The sequence below is a fragment of the Tateyamaria omphalii genome (assembly GCF_014651375.1).
GTDB classification, from domain to species: Bacteria; Pseudomonadota; Alphaproteobacteria; order Rhodobacterales; family Rhodobacteraceae; genus Tateyamaria; species Tateyamaria omphalii.
Window position 1 is genome coordinate 32,625 of sequence record NZ_BMWT01000010.1, and the last position, 14,643, is coordinate 47,267.

At 58.0% G+C, this 14,643-nt stretch carries 16 protein-coding genes; 11 read left to right on the forward strand and 5 right to left on the reverse strand.

What is annotated here, in order from left to right; all coding sequences use genetic code 11:
- Positions 1-37: 37 nt before the first annotated feature.
- From IE087_RS22005 to IE087_RS22020, 4 genes are all read right to left on the reverse strand, one after another.
- Positions 38-460, reverse strand: coding sequence for a hypothetical protein (locus IE087_RS22005; protein WP_189371734.1), 423 nt, complete (start codon positions 458-460; stop codon positions 38-40).
- A gap of 139 nt (positions 461-599) precedes the next feature.
- Positions 600-1,724 (reverse strand): tetratricopeptide repeat protein, encoded by a 1,125-nt coding sequence (locus IE087_RS22010; RefSeq protein WP_229801533.1) that lies wholly within the window; start codon positions 1,722-1,724, stop codon positions 600-602.
- On the reverse strand, positions 1,721-3,256 hold the full coding sequence (locus IE087_RS22015; protein ID WP_189371736.1) for a tetratricopeptide repeat protein: 1,536 nt from the start codon (positions 3,254-3,256) through the stop codon (positions 1,721-1,723). Before IE087_RS22015 ends, IE087_RS22010 begins: the two co-directional genes overlap by 4 nt.
- 40 nt (positions 3,257-3,296) lie before the next feature.
- On the reverse strand, positions 3,297-4,118 hold the full coding sequence (locus tag IE087_RS22020; RefSeq protein WP_189371737.1) for a prepilin peptidase: 822 nt from the start codon (positions 4,116-4,118) through the stop codon (positions 3,297-3,299).
- A gap of 31 nt (positions 4,119-4,149) precedes the next feature.
- On the opposite strand from IE087_RS22020, the gene gspG reads away from it, so the two are divergent.
- The 7 genes from gspG (at position 4,150) to IE087_RS22055 (ending at position 8,754) form a co-directional block, all read left to right on the forward strand.
- Positions 4,150-4,611 (forward strand): type II secretion system major pseudopilin GspG, encoded by a 462-nt coding sequence (gene gspG / locus IE087_RS22025; protein WP_373296546.1) that lies wholly within the window; start codon positions 4,150-4,152, stop codon positions 4,609-4,611.
- Positions 4,580-5,059: a prepilin-type N-terminal cleavage/methylation domain-containing protein gene (locus IE087_RS22030; RefSeq protein ID WP_189371738.1), complete on the forward strand. Its 480-nt coding sequence runs from the start codon at positions 4,580-4,582 to the stop codon at positions 5,057-5,059. Before gspG ends, IE087_RS22030 begins: the two co-directional genes overlap by 32 nt.
- On the forward strand, positions 5,050-5,415 hold the full coding sequence (locus IE087_RS22035) for a type IV pilus modification PilV family protein (RefSeq protein WP_189371739.1): 366 nt from the start codon (positions 5,050-5,052) through the stop codon (positions 5,413-5,415). The genes IE087_RS22030 and IE087_RS22035 overlap by 10 nt, the downstream gene beginning before the upstream one ends.
- Positions 5,412-6,068 carry a type II secretion system protein GspJ gene (locus IE087_RS22040; RefSeq protein WP_189371740.1) on the forward strand — a complete coding sequence of 219 codons (657 nt, stop codon included), beginning with the start codon at positions 5,412-5,414 and terminating at the stop codon, positions 6,066-6,068. Before IE087_RS22035 ends, IE087_RS22040 begins: the two co-directional genes overlap by 4 nt.
- Complete coding sequence (gene gspK / locus IE087_RS22045; RefSeq protein ID WP_189371741.1) at positions 6,065-6,973, forward strand: type II secretion system minor pseudopilin GspK; 909 nt, start codon at positions 6,065-6,067, stop codon at positions 6,971-6,973. Before IE087_RS22040 ends, gspK begins: the two co-directional genes overlap by 4 nt.
- Before the next feature lie 87 nt (positions 6,974-7,060).
- Positions 7,061-8,266: a type II secretion system protein GspL gene (gspL, locus tag IE087_RS22050; RefSeq protein ID WP_189371742.1), complete on the forward strand. Its 1,206-nt coding sequence runs from the start codon at positions 7,061-7,063 to the stop codon at positions 8,264-8,266.
- A complete protein-coding gene (locus IE087_RS22055; protein WP_189371743.1) occupies positions 8,266-8,754 on the forward strand; it encodes a type II secretion system protein M in 489 nt (162 codons plus the stop codon). Before gspL ends, IE087_RS22055 begins: the two co-directional genes overlap by 1 nt.
- Here IE087_RS22055 and IE087_RS22060 read toward each other — a convergent pair.
- A complete protein-coding gene (locus IE087_RS22060; protein WP_229801534.1) occupies positions 8,751-9,251 on the reverse strand; it encodes a tetratricopeptide repeat protein in 501 nt (166 codons plus the stop codon). The genes IE087_RS22055 and IE087_RS22060 overlap by 4 nt on opposite strands.
- Positions 9,252-9,385: 134 nt before the next feature.
- Between IE087_RS22060 and IE087_RS22065 the strand changes: the two genes are divergently transcribed.
- The 4 genes from IE087_RS22065 (at position 9,386) to IE087_RS22080 (ending at position 14,640) form a co-directional block, all read left to right on the forward strand.
- The gene (locus tag IE087_RS22065; protein ID WP_189371745.1) at positions 9,386-9,862 is read left to right on the forward strand and encodes a hypothetical protein; all 477 of its coding nucleotides are present in this window, start codon (positions 9,386-9,388) and stop codon (positions 9,860-9,862) included.
- Between the two features lie 137 nt (positions 9,863-9,999).
- Positions 10,000-11,961: a secretin GspD/PilQ domain-containing protein gene (locus tag IE087_RS22070; RefSeq protein ID WP_189371746.1), complete on the forward strand. Its 1,962-nt coding sequence runs from the start codon at positions 10,000-10,002 to the stop codon at positions 11,959-11,961.
- Positions 11,900-13,426, forward strand: coding sequence for a GspE/PulE family protein (locus IE087_RS22075; protein WP_189371747.1), 1,527 nt, complete (start codon positions 11,900-11,902; stop codon positions 13,424-13,426). The genes IE087_RS22070 and IE087_RS22075 overlap by 62 nt, the downstream gene beginning before the upstream one ends.
- Positions 13,423-14,640, forward strand: coding sequence for a type II secretion system F family protein (locus IE087_RS22080; protein WP_189371748.1), 1,218 nt, complete (start codon positions 13,423-13,425; stop codon positions 14,638-14,640). The genes IE087_RS22075 and IE087_RS22080 overlap by 4 nt, the downstream gene beginning before the upstream one ends.
- The last annotated feature ends 3 nt before the right edge of the window (positions 14,641-14,643 follow it).

Here is a 14,643-nt window from a genome sequence, read left to right on the forward strand (position 1 = left end):
CTTTTCCGTTGGAACTGCCCTGCTTCTTTGGCTTGGGTCAGTTGTCTTCTTTCAGATCGTCCGGTGTCACGATAACACCCCGCGATACAACGAACTGCCCGGACATTGAAAACGGCACAGCGCGCTCGTTTGATGCGGCGGCACCACGTCCATTGTCTATCGGGTTCTTGATCGTTTGTTTTTCGTTCGTGGCAGCCGTCAACTCGTACCGGTAGATGCCATCAACCACTTCGGCTCCCGTCAATTGAAACACAGGCGTGCCGGTTTTCGCAAAGACCGTCTCCAGCGTCCCATCGGGGTAGCTGATTGTCATTTGGGTGTTGCTGAGGCCGATGAAGTTTTCGAACCAAACCGCGTTTGAATTGTGCTGCTGAACCGGTTGTGGTGTCTCACTGGCCAAGACTGGGCTCGACATTACGCTTGCCACAACAAGGCTGAGTATCAGGGATTTTCTTGTCATAAACGTACCATAGACAACACCAGCACAGCGGGAAACACTGGAAATTAACTAAAATCAGCTCTGAACAACATTATCCACAGAAGCGCACAATCTGTCGAATACAAAAGAGTTCCTCATATCACCCGCTTAGAGAGAAAGATCAGCGCAGGGTCTTTGCATAAGCCTGTGCCACGTTGATTTGCTCTGGTGTAAGTGTCGCGGCCATTTGGTCCAGAACTGTCTTTGCTGCGGGTACGCCGCTGGCATCTGCAAGCAACATCCAGCTGTATGCCAGCACGTAATCCTGTGGCAAGGCAACACCGCGTTGATACATGAGCGCCAGATTGAACATGGATGGGCCGTGGCCAAGTTCTGATAAACCCGACAGGTAAGCAGAGGAGGTTGTCAAATCCTGAAAAGACCCATCGGGGTTGTTAAGCCGTGCCAATGCGAATTGGAACTGGGCGATTGGATCACCGGTTTTGGCTTGTGCCTCTACCCTTGCGACGGACTCGGGGTCGGTGGCAGGTGTGGAGATGCGTGGATCAGACACGTAATCCGATGCATCGGGGAGGTTGGTCGCGGCCGCTGCCCGAAACAGATCCTGCGCCCTTTCCTCGTCCAGTGGAACGCCAAAACCATTTTCGTACAATGTCGCCAGGTTGCGCAGCGCGGGTTGCAGCCCTGACTCTGCCGCCTTGGCAAAAAGCTGGGCCGCCCGTGCGTAGTCCTGTTCCACTCCATCAGCCTGAGCATAGAGCAAACCAAGGTTGTTCAATGCGCGGGGCAGTCCGACCGCCGCCGCATCTTCATAGAGTGCGCGGGCGCGCACCGCGTCCCGGGTCACCCCTTTGCCTTCCTGATACATGACACCCAGGTTTACTGTCGCCTCAACAAGTCCACCTGCAGCTGCTTGTGCATAGAGTTGCGCTGCCCGTGCTTGCGTTTCGGGTGCCAATTCCAGAATCTGCGCCAGATCGAAAAGGAACTTGGGATCGCCATCTTTTGCAGCTTCTTCTAGAAGTGCAATCGCGGTGCCAAGATCCGCTGTGACCCCTCTGCCTTCAAAGTAATAAAGGCCAAGATGGTTCTGTGCAGGCGCATATCCCTGTGTCGCCGCTTGCTGCAAAAGCTGAGCGGCCTTTTTGTAGTCCTGCAGCACGCCGTCCCCTTCGTGATACCGCAAGGCTTGATCATAAGTGACAGCGGGTTCGGATTGCGCTGATACCGTCCCGACAAGGCCAACAAGGACAACCAAAGAATACGCGAATTGCCGGATCATCATTTGAGCGGCAACGGAGCGGCCCGCACGTCATCAAAGAACGCACGGGTACGGCTATGGGCATCGGCGATTTGCTCTGCCGTCATAAGGTCTGTCACAGCGGCGCGCGTTTTGATGGCGTCGGCATGACCACTTGTTGCAGCAATATTCAGCCACTTGTGGGCCAGAACATAGTCTATCACGCCAATCCCAGCTCCGTTTGTCAGTGCGATTCCAAGTTTGAACTGAGAGGGTACATGCCCTGCAGCTGCTGCGGCTTCCAGAAGCGCCATGGCCCTTTCGCCCTTTTCGGGCTGCTCCAGGTACCATGCCCCGAGTGCGGCCTGTGCCGGGCGAATGCCCTTCGAAGCGTGTTCTTCCATCCAGATGATGGCATCTGCCCGCTCGTCTGTTTCTGCAAGTGCCATTACCCATGGAACAGCAGTATGGGGGGCAAGGGAGCCGGGGAAATCACCTGACAACACCAGTTCGCCCAAATGGATGCGTGCCGGGGTCGAGCCCTGATCCACGGCAATGCGATACAGACGCATAGCTTTTTGGCTTTCAGGGGCAACGCCTGCGCCCTTGTCGTATACCTGTGCCAACGTGAAGGTTGCCCGCGCCAAACCTGCATCTGACGCTCGTTCAAGCAAAGTGATCGCGGTGGGGATGTCCTGGTTCAAGACCGCACCGGACAGATAGGCGCTGCCCAGATTGTTGATTGCCGACAGATTTCCGGCCATTGCCGCGGCGCGCAGCCACCGCTCTGCGCGTTCAGCATCAACCGGCTGACCCGGAACGCCCGTCAGATACAAGGTGCCAAGTGTGCTTTGCGCTGGCGCGAACCCGCGTTCTGCGGCGGATGCCAACATCTCAATAGCGGCTGTTGCCTTGGCGTCCGGATCGGACAGCAGTTCATTTCCCTTGGCGAATTGCGCTTCCGGCACCGCCGACGCTGCGGCTTCGTTCAGCCAGTGGCGGGCAGCTTGCGTGTCGGGAGCAGTGCCGACGCCGTTTGCATAAAAGCGGCTCAGCTCAAACTGGGCCGGTCCATGCCCGCCTTCTCCGGCGCCCAACATCCATGAAAACGCTTTTTCAGTATCTTGTTCGACGCCCACACCGTCTTTGTACAAAAGCCCAAGGTAGTATTTCGCTTCCGCATCTCCGCGTGTGGCTGCGTTACGCAAAAGACCTGCGGCACGTTTAGGATCACGCGTCTCGCCCGCTGTAAGATAGACACGTGCCATGAGTGTGATGGCTGGCAAATGATGGTTTTCGGCGGCGTATGTCAGCAGTTGCAAACCCGTATCGCGATCGATCGGGCCACCCAAACCTTCCACCAACATGCGTCCCAGACGCATTGCAGTCAGAGCCGAGTCATCCGTCTTGATACGCTCTGTCAGGGCTGCCCTTACGGATTGGAGATCTCCTTTGGCCCAGGCCGTCTCGATGTCCTCAATCGTCGGCGCGGTTTGTCCAAAGGAGGCGGTGCCGCCCAGCAGGACGAGTGACGTTGCAATGCTGAGGTGTTTGAGAAAGGCGCGCATGTGGGTCATGGGTGCATATGACCCGGTGGTCTGGTTCAATTCAACTGCTTCATGCAACGCCACAGGCCCACAAGACGGCAGCGCTCACGCATAAGGCTGCGCCGAAGGGCAGTGGACGTTGCCGGATAGCCATGTCGTGACGATCCCTTGTCATCCATGCGCCAAACAAGGCCAGCAGGGCAGCAAGCAGAACAAGTGTTGGAACCCCTGCTGGGCCAACGGCAGCTCCAAGTCCGACCATCAGTTTCACATCCCCCAACCCCAGGCCTTCGCGTTTCCGGATCAGGAAATAGGCATAGCGAAGCAGCGCAAATGATCCGGCTCCGATGGCTGCACCCCACATGGCCTGCAATGGATCGGGCGCCCGCAGGAAAACGGTTGCGGCCAGCGCAACCGTGAAGGCGTCGGGCAGACGGAAAGCCACAAGGTCAATCACACAAAGGGCGAGCAGCAGCCACAGCATCAGTGCCGTGAGCAAGACGTGTAGCGGCTCGCCTCCGGCCAACACGGCAAAAAGGCCCAAGCCACACGCGATAATTTCAATGTACAACAGGTGTGGCGGGATGGCCGCGTGACATGTATTGCAACGGCCTTTGGTCAGAGCAAAAGACAATATGGGCATCAAGTCGCGCGCCCGCAGTCGGGTTTTGCAGGTGCCGCAATACGAGGGTTTTGCAATGACATCTTCGCCCATGGGAATGCGATCTGCGCACAATGCGATGAAGGACCCAACACTTGGTCCGGCAAGTACAACAAACACGGTAAGAGGCAATGAGGTCGACATTGCCCGCACCGTATCCGGCAGGGTCGGGCGGGGGAAGTGCACGTGCCGGTAGAATGGCGTGGACAACCCAACAGCGCCCCCTATCATGGGCTGCGGACCTGGGTCGGAGCAGCAATCAATGATGTCGAAATGCACATCGCACCAACAAGAAAAGCAAGGGCGCGATGCCGGGTTTTCCCTTTTGGAGTTGATGGTTGTCGTGGTGATCCTGTCCATTCTGGCGCTGGTGATTGTGCCGCGCGTGATCGATCGACCGGATCAGGCGCGCGCCGCGCGCGCGCAGTCGGACATTGCGGCTCTGGCCAATGCAGTTCAGCTCTATCGCCTGGACAACTTCAAGTACCCGACAACGGAACAAGGGTTGCAGGCGCTGGTAAGCCGACCGGTCACAGACCCTGTACCGGACAATTGGGCCGTATCCGGCTATATTGACCGGGTGCCCACGGACCCGTGGGGGCAACCTTACCAATACCTGTCTCCGGGGGTGCATGGTGACTTTGATGTGTTCACCTTTGGGGCGGACGGTGTGTCCGGAGGAACAGGCGCAGATGCAGATATCGGAACCTGGACGGGCGGCTAAGGCTCGGGCCGATGCCGGGATGACCCTTATTGAGCTACTGGTCGTGGTAACCGTCCTCGCCGTGCTGAGCGTTGGGGCCACACTGACTGTCGGACGCGTCAAAGGCGACGATGTAGCACAAGATGCGACACGCTTTCTGAACACCTGGCGTTTGCACGCCGACCTCGCGCGGGAGACGCGGACACCGCAGGGCTTGTTGCTTGATACGAACGGGATGCAGCCGATGCAGCTTGGCGAAACGGGATGGCGCGAGACGGGTGGCAAGGTCTCTTGGGGCAGTCGCGTTGCGCTGGTTGCCGGGCAGGGCGGGCGGCGCGGCGATGTCCCAGACCTGGTTCTTCTTCCTTCAGGTCAATCCACGGCGTTCACGGTGACATTTGCCAGCGCACAGTCTGAAACGCTGCGGCGGTGCACCGGCGGCGGATGGACGGTGGCGACATGCGACTGAGATCAGAGCGTGGTTTTACCTTGATAGAGCTCGCGGTCGCCATACTGGTTCTGTCCATAGGCAGCATTGCGGCATTGCGCGGTCTTGATCAGGCGCGTGTATCCGGGGAAGGCGCCGAAGACCGCGCCCTGGCTCAAATCGTGGTGCGCAACCGGGCCGAGGAAATGCGACTGTTCGGGCCATATGCGTCTTTGCCTGCCGCCGTGACGATGGCAGACCGTGATTTCGTCTTGGTGGTGGATCGAGAGACTACCGCCGCCGGGCTGGTCAAGACGATTGTGTCCGCGCATGTCCCGGAGCGTTCGGGTGCGGGCGCGTCCCTGGTAGTCTACCTGCCAAGCGGAGGGTACCAGTGATCCGGCGTGACGATGGCATGTCTTTGATCGAACTTGTTGCAGCCATGGCTGTGTTTGGGCTCATTTCTGTCATGGCTGTGCAAGCACTGAGCGGGACACTGCGCGCCCGTGACAGTTTATCTGCCTTGCAAATTGAAACGGCAGCGCTGACCCGCCCCTTGGGATTGTTGCGCAACGATTTGGCTTCGGTTGTTCCTCTAGCGTTCTACCCGCCGGAACGCGCTGCACCACGTTCTGCTTTGGGTTTGGCAGCCGGTGGCAACAGGCTTGAAATGACTGTTGCAGGTCAACTGGAGTTAACCCATGGAAACACGGTTCAGTCGAATGAAATTTCGCGGGTCGAATGGCGTTTGGACCCAGTGACGGGAGTGCTCTATCGACGGGTTTGGCGTGCGTTGACACCGCTGAATGCCGCGGCAGCGGGGCCGGAAGTCTCTGTCATGTCGGGTGTGCGACAATTGACCGTGCGCAGTTTTTGGCCCAACGGGATCGGATGGCGACCGGGTGTCAGCACCTTTGGCAGGTCAACCGGCCCTTTGGATGAAGACAATGCCGCGTATGCCGGCTTTTCCACCTGGCTGCCGGATGCGGTTGAGGTCACTCTGACAACAGTCACACATGGCGACATCCGACTGATGGAGACGTTCCAATGATCAAGGACAGGGGATTTGTCCTGCTGAACGCTCTGGTCATTGTCGCAGCGATGTCGGCGGCTGCAGTATTTGTAGTGGCGCAATCCGAGGCCGGTCGCGTGCGGCTGAGCGCGGCTCAGACATCCGATCAACTTGATCAATACCTGGATGGCTTCGAAGCCTATGCAATGACGGTGTTGATGGTGGATCGGACTGCTGTCACAACCGACGATGGCGACTGGCGCATCGACACCCAATCCCTTGATATGGACCGGGGCACCGTGTCTGGAACGCTGATCGACGTCGAACGCAGGTTCAACCTCAACTGGCTGGCGGCCGGGAATGCTCCGGGTATGGTTGATGTGCTGTCACGCGCACTGGCTGCAGTCAAAGCGCGTCCTCAGGTTGTTGACCTGGTGGCCGCCGCGATGTCGCCCGGGGTGCCGTCCAACGCGCGGGCGTATCTGGCATTCGATCCGCCGCTGGACCCCATCGGTGGTCAGCGCACTTTGTCAGCTGAACTGCACGACATTGCCGGTTTGACCCCCTCCGATCTCGACAAACTGGGTCAGGTGGCCACGCTCGCTCCACCCGATAGCCAGCTGAACATCAACACGGCGTCGATTGATGTCGTTGCGGCATTCCTGCCTGACTTGACCCGCTTGCAGGTTGCGTCGGTTCTGTCTGAGCGCGAGGAAGAGCCCTTTGTTTCGATCGATGCGTTTTTGGGACGTGTCGAAGAGATTCAGGGCAGTGGGTTGGGTAACGAATTGGATTTGTCTCGGTTTTCTGTACGTGGTGCTTGGTTCAAGCTGCGCGCGAGCGCCACACTGGAAGGGTATTCGGCGCGCCGTGAGACATTGTTTGAACGTCGCGGCAACGGGTCCTTGCCACGTATCGCCTGGCGGGTCACACAGTACCCCTGACACAATGCAAGAGGTTCCATTCCAATTGAACAAGGTTGCGGACTTGGGCATCGTGTGGACGAGATCTGCCAACGAAAGGGCCGTATCGTGAGGCGAAACCGCCATTTGGGCCAAAAAACTGCTTCGCATGGGTTTGGGCGGCAGTTTGTACAGATTGCCGAAGCCAGCGATGTCGACCGGCGGCAGATTGTTCTTGTGCCTGGGGCAGCCGTTCCACTGTTGGCGCTTGATCTGCCCGAGAAATTGCGCGGCATTGCGCGAGAGCAGGTGGCGCGACGTCAGTTGCAGGATCGGCTGAGCCTTGGGGCAGACGACATAGAAATGCGGCCCTTCCATGGTCTGAATGGCAAGGGATGGCATCAGGTTCTGGTGGCGGATACCGAATTGTTGCAGACATGGCGGTCGCAAATTCCGCGTGGTCGGAATGTTGTTTTGCCAGACTATCTTGCGTTGCCAACCGCCAACGGGGTTTGGGCTGTTCACGCGGACAACACCGGTGTGTCCGTACGGCTTGGTCCCGACGATGGATTCGGTGGACAAGCAGATGCAGCTCTGGCGGCGCTCTCCGAGGGTATGGCTGATCCCGATCAGAAGCCAAAATGCGTATTGATGGTCGGGGAGCCCTGGCCAGAGCTTGTGGCTCTGGCACAGGACAACAATGTGACGGTGGTGGAAAACGCGGCCGATGTTGCCAAGATCGAAGGTCTGGAGGTTCCCACGGTTCTGACGCACGGAGAGCTGGCCTGTAATCTCAGCCGTGATCCTGCATTGGTCAGAGGAAGGTTGCGCAACCAGATCAAGCCATGGCGCTGGCCGGTTGCGCTCCTTATGATTGCAATTGCTCTTTGGACCGCCAGTGACCTGCTCGAGATACAACGGCTGCGGGCGGAACGGATTGCAATCCAGACCGCAACTGAACAGGTTGTGCGGGATGTGTTTGTGCCGAATGGGCCAATTCTTGATGTCCGCAGCCAGGTGCAGCAGGCCGAAGCTGCGATGCGCCAGTCATCGGTAACGGACAATGAGGTCCCGAATGCGCTGGCCCTGTTCGAAAGGGTTGGTGTGACGATCCATGGCAGCGGAGCACGTATGTTGCGTGCAAGCAGCCTGGACGGTACGCGGCTTGATTTGCTGGTCGAAACCTCAGGATTTGCCGCAGCGGATGCGCTTACCTCGGCATTGGCTGGCAACGGGCTTGAGATTCTGGTCGTTGGCTCTCGCCGGACACAAGATGGTGCGGGCGTGCGAACGGAACTACAGCTTATCAGTACCGGGCAAGGAGGTCAGCTGTGATGGACGGCGTCATTGATTGGCTGGTCGCGCGGTCCGTGCGGGAACGTTTCCTGATGGCGGTGTGTTTTCTTTTCTTGGTGCCAGTTTGTGTCGTGTTCACGGTATTGTTGCCCCTATCCGAAAGTCGTGCGGCAGCGCTTGACGCACGTGATGACGCCTTGGCGCTTGAAGCTTGGGTCAGTGATCGCGCCCGGCAAACCGTTGGGCTAAGTGATCTGACAGAGGTTGCGCGGCCAAATCCGATAGGTTCAACTGGGTTAGAAAAGACATTGGTGGATGCCAATCTGTGGCAGCAGGTGTCCGATCTGGGTGTGCAAGAAGGTGGTTTGATCGAACTGACCTTTGAAAAGGTTGTGTTCACCGCCCTGGCAAACTGGCTGTCAGGCCAATCACCGATATGGGGCTACGACATTGGCAGTTTCAGGATCGAAGCACTGGACGACCCCGGCCGTGTGTCGGCCCGGATCGTGTTGCGTCCACCGACTTAAAGCGTCTTAAGGCGAACGGCGATGCTCGCGCGTCTGCCGGCAAGTGCGCCCAACGGGTCCAGCTCGGCATTTGACTCCAATACGGTTTTCATCGCCGTGTCTGCTTGTGTCAGGAAGGACCGGCCTTTTGCCGTGTCGCCGGTTTTCAGAGCGGCCAGACCCAATTCATGGTCCGCTGTTCCCTGTACCGCCAATGCTGCAAACTTCGCGTCGCCGGTTTCTGCATTTGCCACACGGCGTGCAGTTTTCGAGGCTGCAGCATACTGTCCGTCCCGCAGATAGCTGTGTGCAAGCTCAAGTTCGATACGTGATGTGAGCGGACCGGCTTGCTCAACAATCCGCGAATAGGCCTGAATGGCGCGCGCATATCGCCCTGACTCGAGCGCTGTTCGTGCTGTTGCGTACTGTTTTTGGAACGATGAAACACCAGTTCCCAAGTCGGGTGCGCACCCAACAAGAGTCAAAAGCATCGCCAAGACCGCGAAACTTCGCGCCATGCGTGAAACCTGCATCTTATCCACTCGATTTTTATGTTTTTTGTTGTCTTTGCATAGCATAGACAGGCAAATTCCCGCCAAAAAGCAAGAATTATTGCATCGGGGGGCGCACAATGCGGCTTGTTGCGTTCGGAATGACACTTATAGCGCTCGGAGGGGCGGGCATTGCTGGCGAGCGTTTGCGCGTTGCTTGGCAGTCTATGCAGGACGGCCCGATAGATACGCAACTGCTGGTCAAGGAAGTATCGTCAGAGCCCAATCAAAGCGCTTTGCAGCAACCGGAAAAGGCGCCGTTTCGCTGGACACCGCTGTTTGGCGAATTGCAACCCCCAACCGTGGCAGTTGCACCGACGGTCGTTGAACAGGTGGCGGCACCTGAACCGCCAAAACCACCCCTACCGCCACTCGACAGCTTGGGCTTCAGCCTCAAAGGCGTAGTACGCTCCGGGGATGCGGTTTGGGGAATGGTATCTCACCCTTCCGGTGATCGCATCCTGAAAGTCGGAGAAGAGTTGGCTGCTGGCATACGCATTGACCGAATTGATGCGGCCGGCCTGTGGGTCGATCGGGGTGAAAGCAATCCTGAATTGCTCGGATTTCCGGAACAATAGGTCATGGCGTTCGCGCCACAGCCGTACGAAATAGAACTTCGAGGCTGTGAATAGAGCCAAATTCGAGTAAGATAGACTAAACAAGTGCAAGATGTCGGCATCAGATCGACACAGAAGCATCAAGGCAGAGAGCAGTCATGTCCTATCTTCACCCTTTGAGGGTCTGTATTCTTGCGCTGTGCATGTATTGTGCAGGTCTATCGGGGTCCGTGAATGCCCAGTCTGGCGCAGATGTAGAGCTTGATCTGCGAGATGCGGACCTGCGCAGTTTTGTCGAAATCGTATCCGAAGCCACCGGTAGCAACTTTGTCCTTGATCCGGCAGTGCGTGGCACCGTTACGGTTCTTGCGCCGAACCCATTGTCCGCCGATGCGTTGTATGAAGTTTTCCTGACCGTCCTTGAACTCAACCGGCTGACCGTGATCGAAAACGGCGCGGTCTCACGGGTGGTTCCAATGAACGTCGCCCGCGAACAGTCTACCGGCCCCATCGACATTACCCGCGCCGGATTTGAAACCCGCGTGATTGAGGTTCGTAATGTGCCCCTGAGTGAAGTGGTCGAAGTGATCCGTCCGCTTTTGCCGGCCGAAGCGGTTCTGACGCCGGTGCCCCGAGCCCGGTTGCTGCTGTTGTCGGATCGCGCGCAGAATATCTCTCGGATCGAAGCGCTGGTGGCCCGCTTGGATCAGCCACGCGAGGATCCGATTGAACTGATCCGCTTGCGCAATGCAAACGCCTCGGAAGTGTTGCAGGTGGTTGAGGCGATGGGGATCGTGCCTGAAGGGGCCGCCGTTTCGGTCGATCGTCGATCAAACGCGCTTGTTGTGTCTGGTGATGAAGAGCTGCGCAAACAGCTGCGTGTTCTGGCCTCGCGACTGGACAAGCAACGCGACAGTGTCGTGTCTCATGCCATTGAACTGAACTATGCAGATGCCGCGACATTGGCTGATGTGGTGCTGCGCGCGGTGCAGACCGAGAACCCCCAACCCGATGCGGCGCAGGCGCGTATCGTGGCGGACCCGCAAACAAACACCCTGCTGATCAATGCACCCGAAGATCAACTGCACAACATCGTTTCCATGGTGCATTTCCTGGATCGTCGACCGACCCAGGTGTTGGTTGAAGCTGTCATTTTCGAAATGTCCGTGGAAGGGTTCTCGGACCTGTCAGCCCAGTTTGGGGCCGTGTTGAATAACGCTGTTGTTGGCGGCGTCGAATTCTCTTTGCCCGGTCGCCCCAGCTTGTCCAGCCTGGTGACGTCGATACTGGATGACACCAACACAAGCACTGTAACCGCCGGATCAGGTGGCGTGATCGGTGGCGCTGCGGGTAACAACTCTGATGGCATTGCGGGGCTGTTGACCGCCATTGCATCCACAAATTCGACGCGGTTGCTGTCCACGCCGTCCATCATGACGCTCAACAACGAAGAGGCGGAAATCGTCGTAGCACAGAATGTGCCCTTTGTGACCGGGTCCTTCAGCCAGGTCGGTGAAAGCAATTCGCCCGACAATCCATTTCAAACTATTGAACGTCAGGATGTGGGTCTAACGCTGAATGTCACACCGCAAATCAACGCGGACCGTACCGTGCGGATGGTCATCAATCAGGAAGTGTCCAGCCTGACCAACGCAAATGCGGCGGCAGGGGGGGAGATCACGGCACGCAGATCGCTGTCCACAACCGTTCTGGTTCGTGATGGCAATGTCATCATGTTGGGCGGCCTGCTCGAAGATGGATCAGGGGCCGTGTCACAACGGGTGCCGGGGATCAGCAAATTGCCTATCGTCGGTGGCTTGTTTCGTGGCAAAAGCGTTGAAGACAATCAACGTGTACTCTTGGTCATGCTGCGGCCACGCGTGGTCAAGAATGACGCCGAGGCGAAAGCTCTCACAAAACAACTTGCCCGCAAGGCCAAGGCGACAAGCCTTGCCATCCAACCCATTGATGACGGACAATACCCGCGCACGTCGCAACGGACCTTGCCGTTTGATGGTGCTGACTTGAACCAACCCTTTGACGCGGGTTACGTGGACGATGTTGCCCAAAGCCGAAACTTCCCACCCCTCCCAACCCGTCTCCGCTTTGGAGGAGGATGAAGCCAGAGCAGGCGTCGTGCTGCCATTTGCATTGGCGCGGGACACGCGGGTCATTCTGGATGGCGACACACTTGTTCTGGGCCCAAAGCCGCTTGCGCTTGGATTGCGCGAGGCACAGCGGCGCGTGGCGACGGCCGGACAGGAGAACATGCGTGTCACGCATTTGGACGCCGCTGCCTTCGACGCCGCGCTGGCCCGCGTCTATGATCAGGTGGACACGCAAGAGCAGGACGGCGTGCTCTTTGAACTGGCCGACGGAACGACAGGTGCGGGTCGCCAACGCGACTTGCTTGATGCTGAAAGTGATGCCCCCGTCATCCAGTTGGTGAACCAGCTTCTGCGTCGGGCCGTGACCTCCGGCGCATCGGACCTGCATATCGAACCCTACGAGGATGGCCTGCGGGCGCGGATGCGCATCGATGGTTTCCTGCAAAAGATCATGGACCGGTCTGATGTTCCGACCCGCCGGGTCGTTTCGCGCCTCAAAGTAATGGCTGGCCTTGATATTGCGGAAACACGTCTGCCGCAGGATGGGCGCATTCCGTTGACCTTTGGGGGCCGTACCATTGATACGCGCGTCAGCTCGCTGCCCGGCAACTACGGCGAACGGATCGTTCTGCGGATTCTTGATCGTTCTTCGGGTCTGATGCCGTTGTCTCAGCTGGGTCTCAGCAACGCACAGGTCGCGCTGCTGCATCGTCTGTCGGCCTTGCCCAACGGGATCATCCTTGCCACTGGTCCAACCGGGGCAGGCAAAACAACGACCCTGTATTCGCTGCTGCAGCTCGCCAATCGTGACGAACGCAACATTGTCACTGTCGAAGACCCCATCGAGTATGATCTGCCAGGCATCAGCCAATCCCAGATCAATGCAGAGATTGGCATGACTTTTGCCAATGGTTTGCGGGCTACCTTGCGTCAGGACCCCGATGTCATTCTGGTGGGCGAAATCCGGGATGGAGAGACAGCAAGCGTCGCGGCCCAGGCGGCTTTGACGGGCCACCTCGTTTTCTCGTCCCTGCACGCCAATGGATCGGTTGGGGCTGTTGTGCGCCTACGCGATCTTGGCCTTGATGACTTTCTGATCGCTGCAACGCTTCGCGGGGTGATCGCGCAACGGCTACTGCGCCGTCTCTGCGATACATGCAGCACAACCCGGGCCGTGACCGCCGCCGAGACGGCGCATTTCGAACGGCACCAGATTGAGCCGCCAGCATATGTAAAGGATGCCGTCGGGTGTGATGAATGCGGCGGCATCGGCTATTCCGGTCGCGTCGGTGTCTTCGAGATGATCGAAGTGGGCGAAACCCTGCGTGCGGCCATTGATCGGGGCGAAAATGAAACGGCGTTGCGCGCCATCGCCATGCAGGAACGCGAAAGCCTGTTTGGTCAGGGCCTGTTGGAAGTTGCTGCCGGACAGACAACTTTGGCAGAAACCTTGCGCGTGGTCGGAGACGTCGCGTGAAAGCCTATTCGTATACCGCGTTCACGGCAGATGGGGCACAACGCAAGGGGCTTGTCGTCGCCGAGACAGAAACTGACGCGGCAAGTCAGCTCAGTGCACAAGGTCTGTATGTGGCCGACCTTGCCTTCAAGGAAAACGCAAAAACCGAAAAACTGGGATTGGGTCGTCGCGCCATATTGAATGATGACCTTCGGGCTGTGTTTACACGGCAGATGGCCGTTCTACTGGGCGCGGAAATGCCGGTTGAAGCCGCGTTGGATGCTGTGCGGCAAGGAGGACACAAGTCACTGGATACGGTTGCGGCTCGGGCAAGGGCGCGCTTGATGGATGGGGCGACCCTTTCCGAAAGCTTGGCGGGCAGCGGCGGGGGGTTCGCGGCGTATTATCTGGCCTCGGTCCAAGCCGGCGAGAATGCAGGCCACCTTGGGGCAGTCTTCAACGAACTGGCCACGCATCTTGAAACGCAGGGGCAAGAACGCGCACAGATTTCGACGGCGCTTTTGTATCCGGCCTTTGTCGCGGCGGTTTCGCTTCTGGTCTGCGGTGTTCTGATGGTAAATGTCGCGCCGGAGATCGTGGATATGTTTGCAATGTCCGACCGGCCGCTGCCGCAAATTACGCAGGTGGTCATCGCAATTTCCGACTTGATACAGTCAAACTTTCTGTTGATAGGACTTGGCATTCTTGGCCTTGTGGTTTTGAGCATCGCAAGCGCGCGCATCCCGGCACTTCGACACCGCCGGGATCGGTTGGCTTGTGCACTGCCGATGATCGGCCGGTTCATGCGATTGGACGCGTCCGTGCAGTATCTGCGCACCCTGTCGCTCGTTCTTGCCAGTAAAAGCACGGTTCCAAATGCCGTCGAAAACGCCACAAACGTTCTTACGGTTGATCAGTTCCACCGTCAGGGCGAAGCGGTATCTGAAGCCGTACGACGGGGAGAAAGTTTAAGTCAGGCCTTGTTGCACCTGAAGATCATCCCACCCGTTGCCCGGCAATTGATTCAAGCGGGCGAGGCTTCCGTCCGTCTCGCCCCGATGACAGACCGCGCGGCCCAGATGGTCGAAAATGGCCTTGCGACGGAACGCAAACGCATTGCCGCGGTTTTGGAACCACTGCTGATGATGCTGATTGGGGCCTTTGTTCTGGTAATTGTGTTGGCCGTCCTGCTTCCCATATTTGACCTGCAATCGGTGGTCAGCGACGGGCTGTAGAAG

Bases quoted from the DNA above. Each gene is read 5' to 3' on its own strand.
- IE087_RS22060 (WP_229801534.1), bottom strand. From the start codon at position 9,251: ATGGCGCGAAGTTTCGCGGTCTTGGCGATGCTTTTGACTCTTGTTGGG.
- IE087_RS22070 (WP_189371746.1), top strand. From the start codon at position 10,000: ATGTCCTATCTTCACCCTTTGAGGGTCTGTATTCTTGCGCTGTGCATG.
- IE087_RS22005 (WP_189371734.1), bottom strand. From the start codon at position 460: ATGACAAGAAAATCCCTGATACTCAGCCTTGTTGTGGCAAGCGTAATG.
- IE087_RS22030 (WP_189371738.1), top strand. From the start codon at position 4,580: ATGCAGATATCGGAACCTGGACGGGCGGCTAAGGCTCGGGCCGATGCC.
- IE087_RS22055 (WP_189371743.1), top strand. From the start codon at position 8,266: ATGGACGGCGTCATTGATTGGCTGGTCGCGCGGTCCGTGCGGGAACGT.
- IE087_RS22075 (WP_189371747.1), top strand. From the start codon at position 11,900: ATGTTGCCCAAAGCCGAAACTTCCCACCCCTCCCAACCCGTCTCCGCT.
- gspG (WP_373296546.1), top strand. From the start codon at position 4,150: ATGATGTCGAAATGCACATCGCACCAACAAGAAAAGCAAGGGCGCGAT.
- IE087_RS22020 (WP_189371737.1), bottom strand. From the start codon at position 4,118: ATGATAGGGGGCGCTGTTGGGTTGTCCACGCCATTCTACCGGCACGTG.
- IE087_RS22010 (WP_229801533.1), bottom strand. From the start codon at position 1,724: ATGATGATCCGGCAATTCGCGTATTCTTTGGTTGTCCTTGTTGGCCTT.
- IE087_RS22065 (WP_189371745.1), top strand. From the start codon at position 9,386: ATGACACTTATAGCGCTCGGAGGGGCGGGCATTGCTGGCGAGCGTTTG.
- IE087_RS22035 (WP_189371739.1), top strand. From the start codon at position 5,050: ATGCGACTGAGATCAGAGCGTGGTTTTACCTTGATAGAGCTCGCGGTC.
- IE087_RS22015 (WP_189371736.1), bottom strand. From the start codon at position 3,256: ATGACCCACATGCGCGCCTTTCTCAAACACCTCAGCATTGCAACGTCA.
- gspK (WP_189371741.1), top strand. From the start codon at position 6,065: ATGATCAAGGACAGGGGATTTGTCCTGCTGAACGCTCTGGTCATTGTC.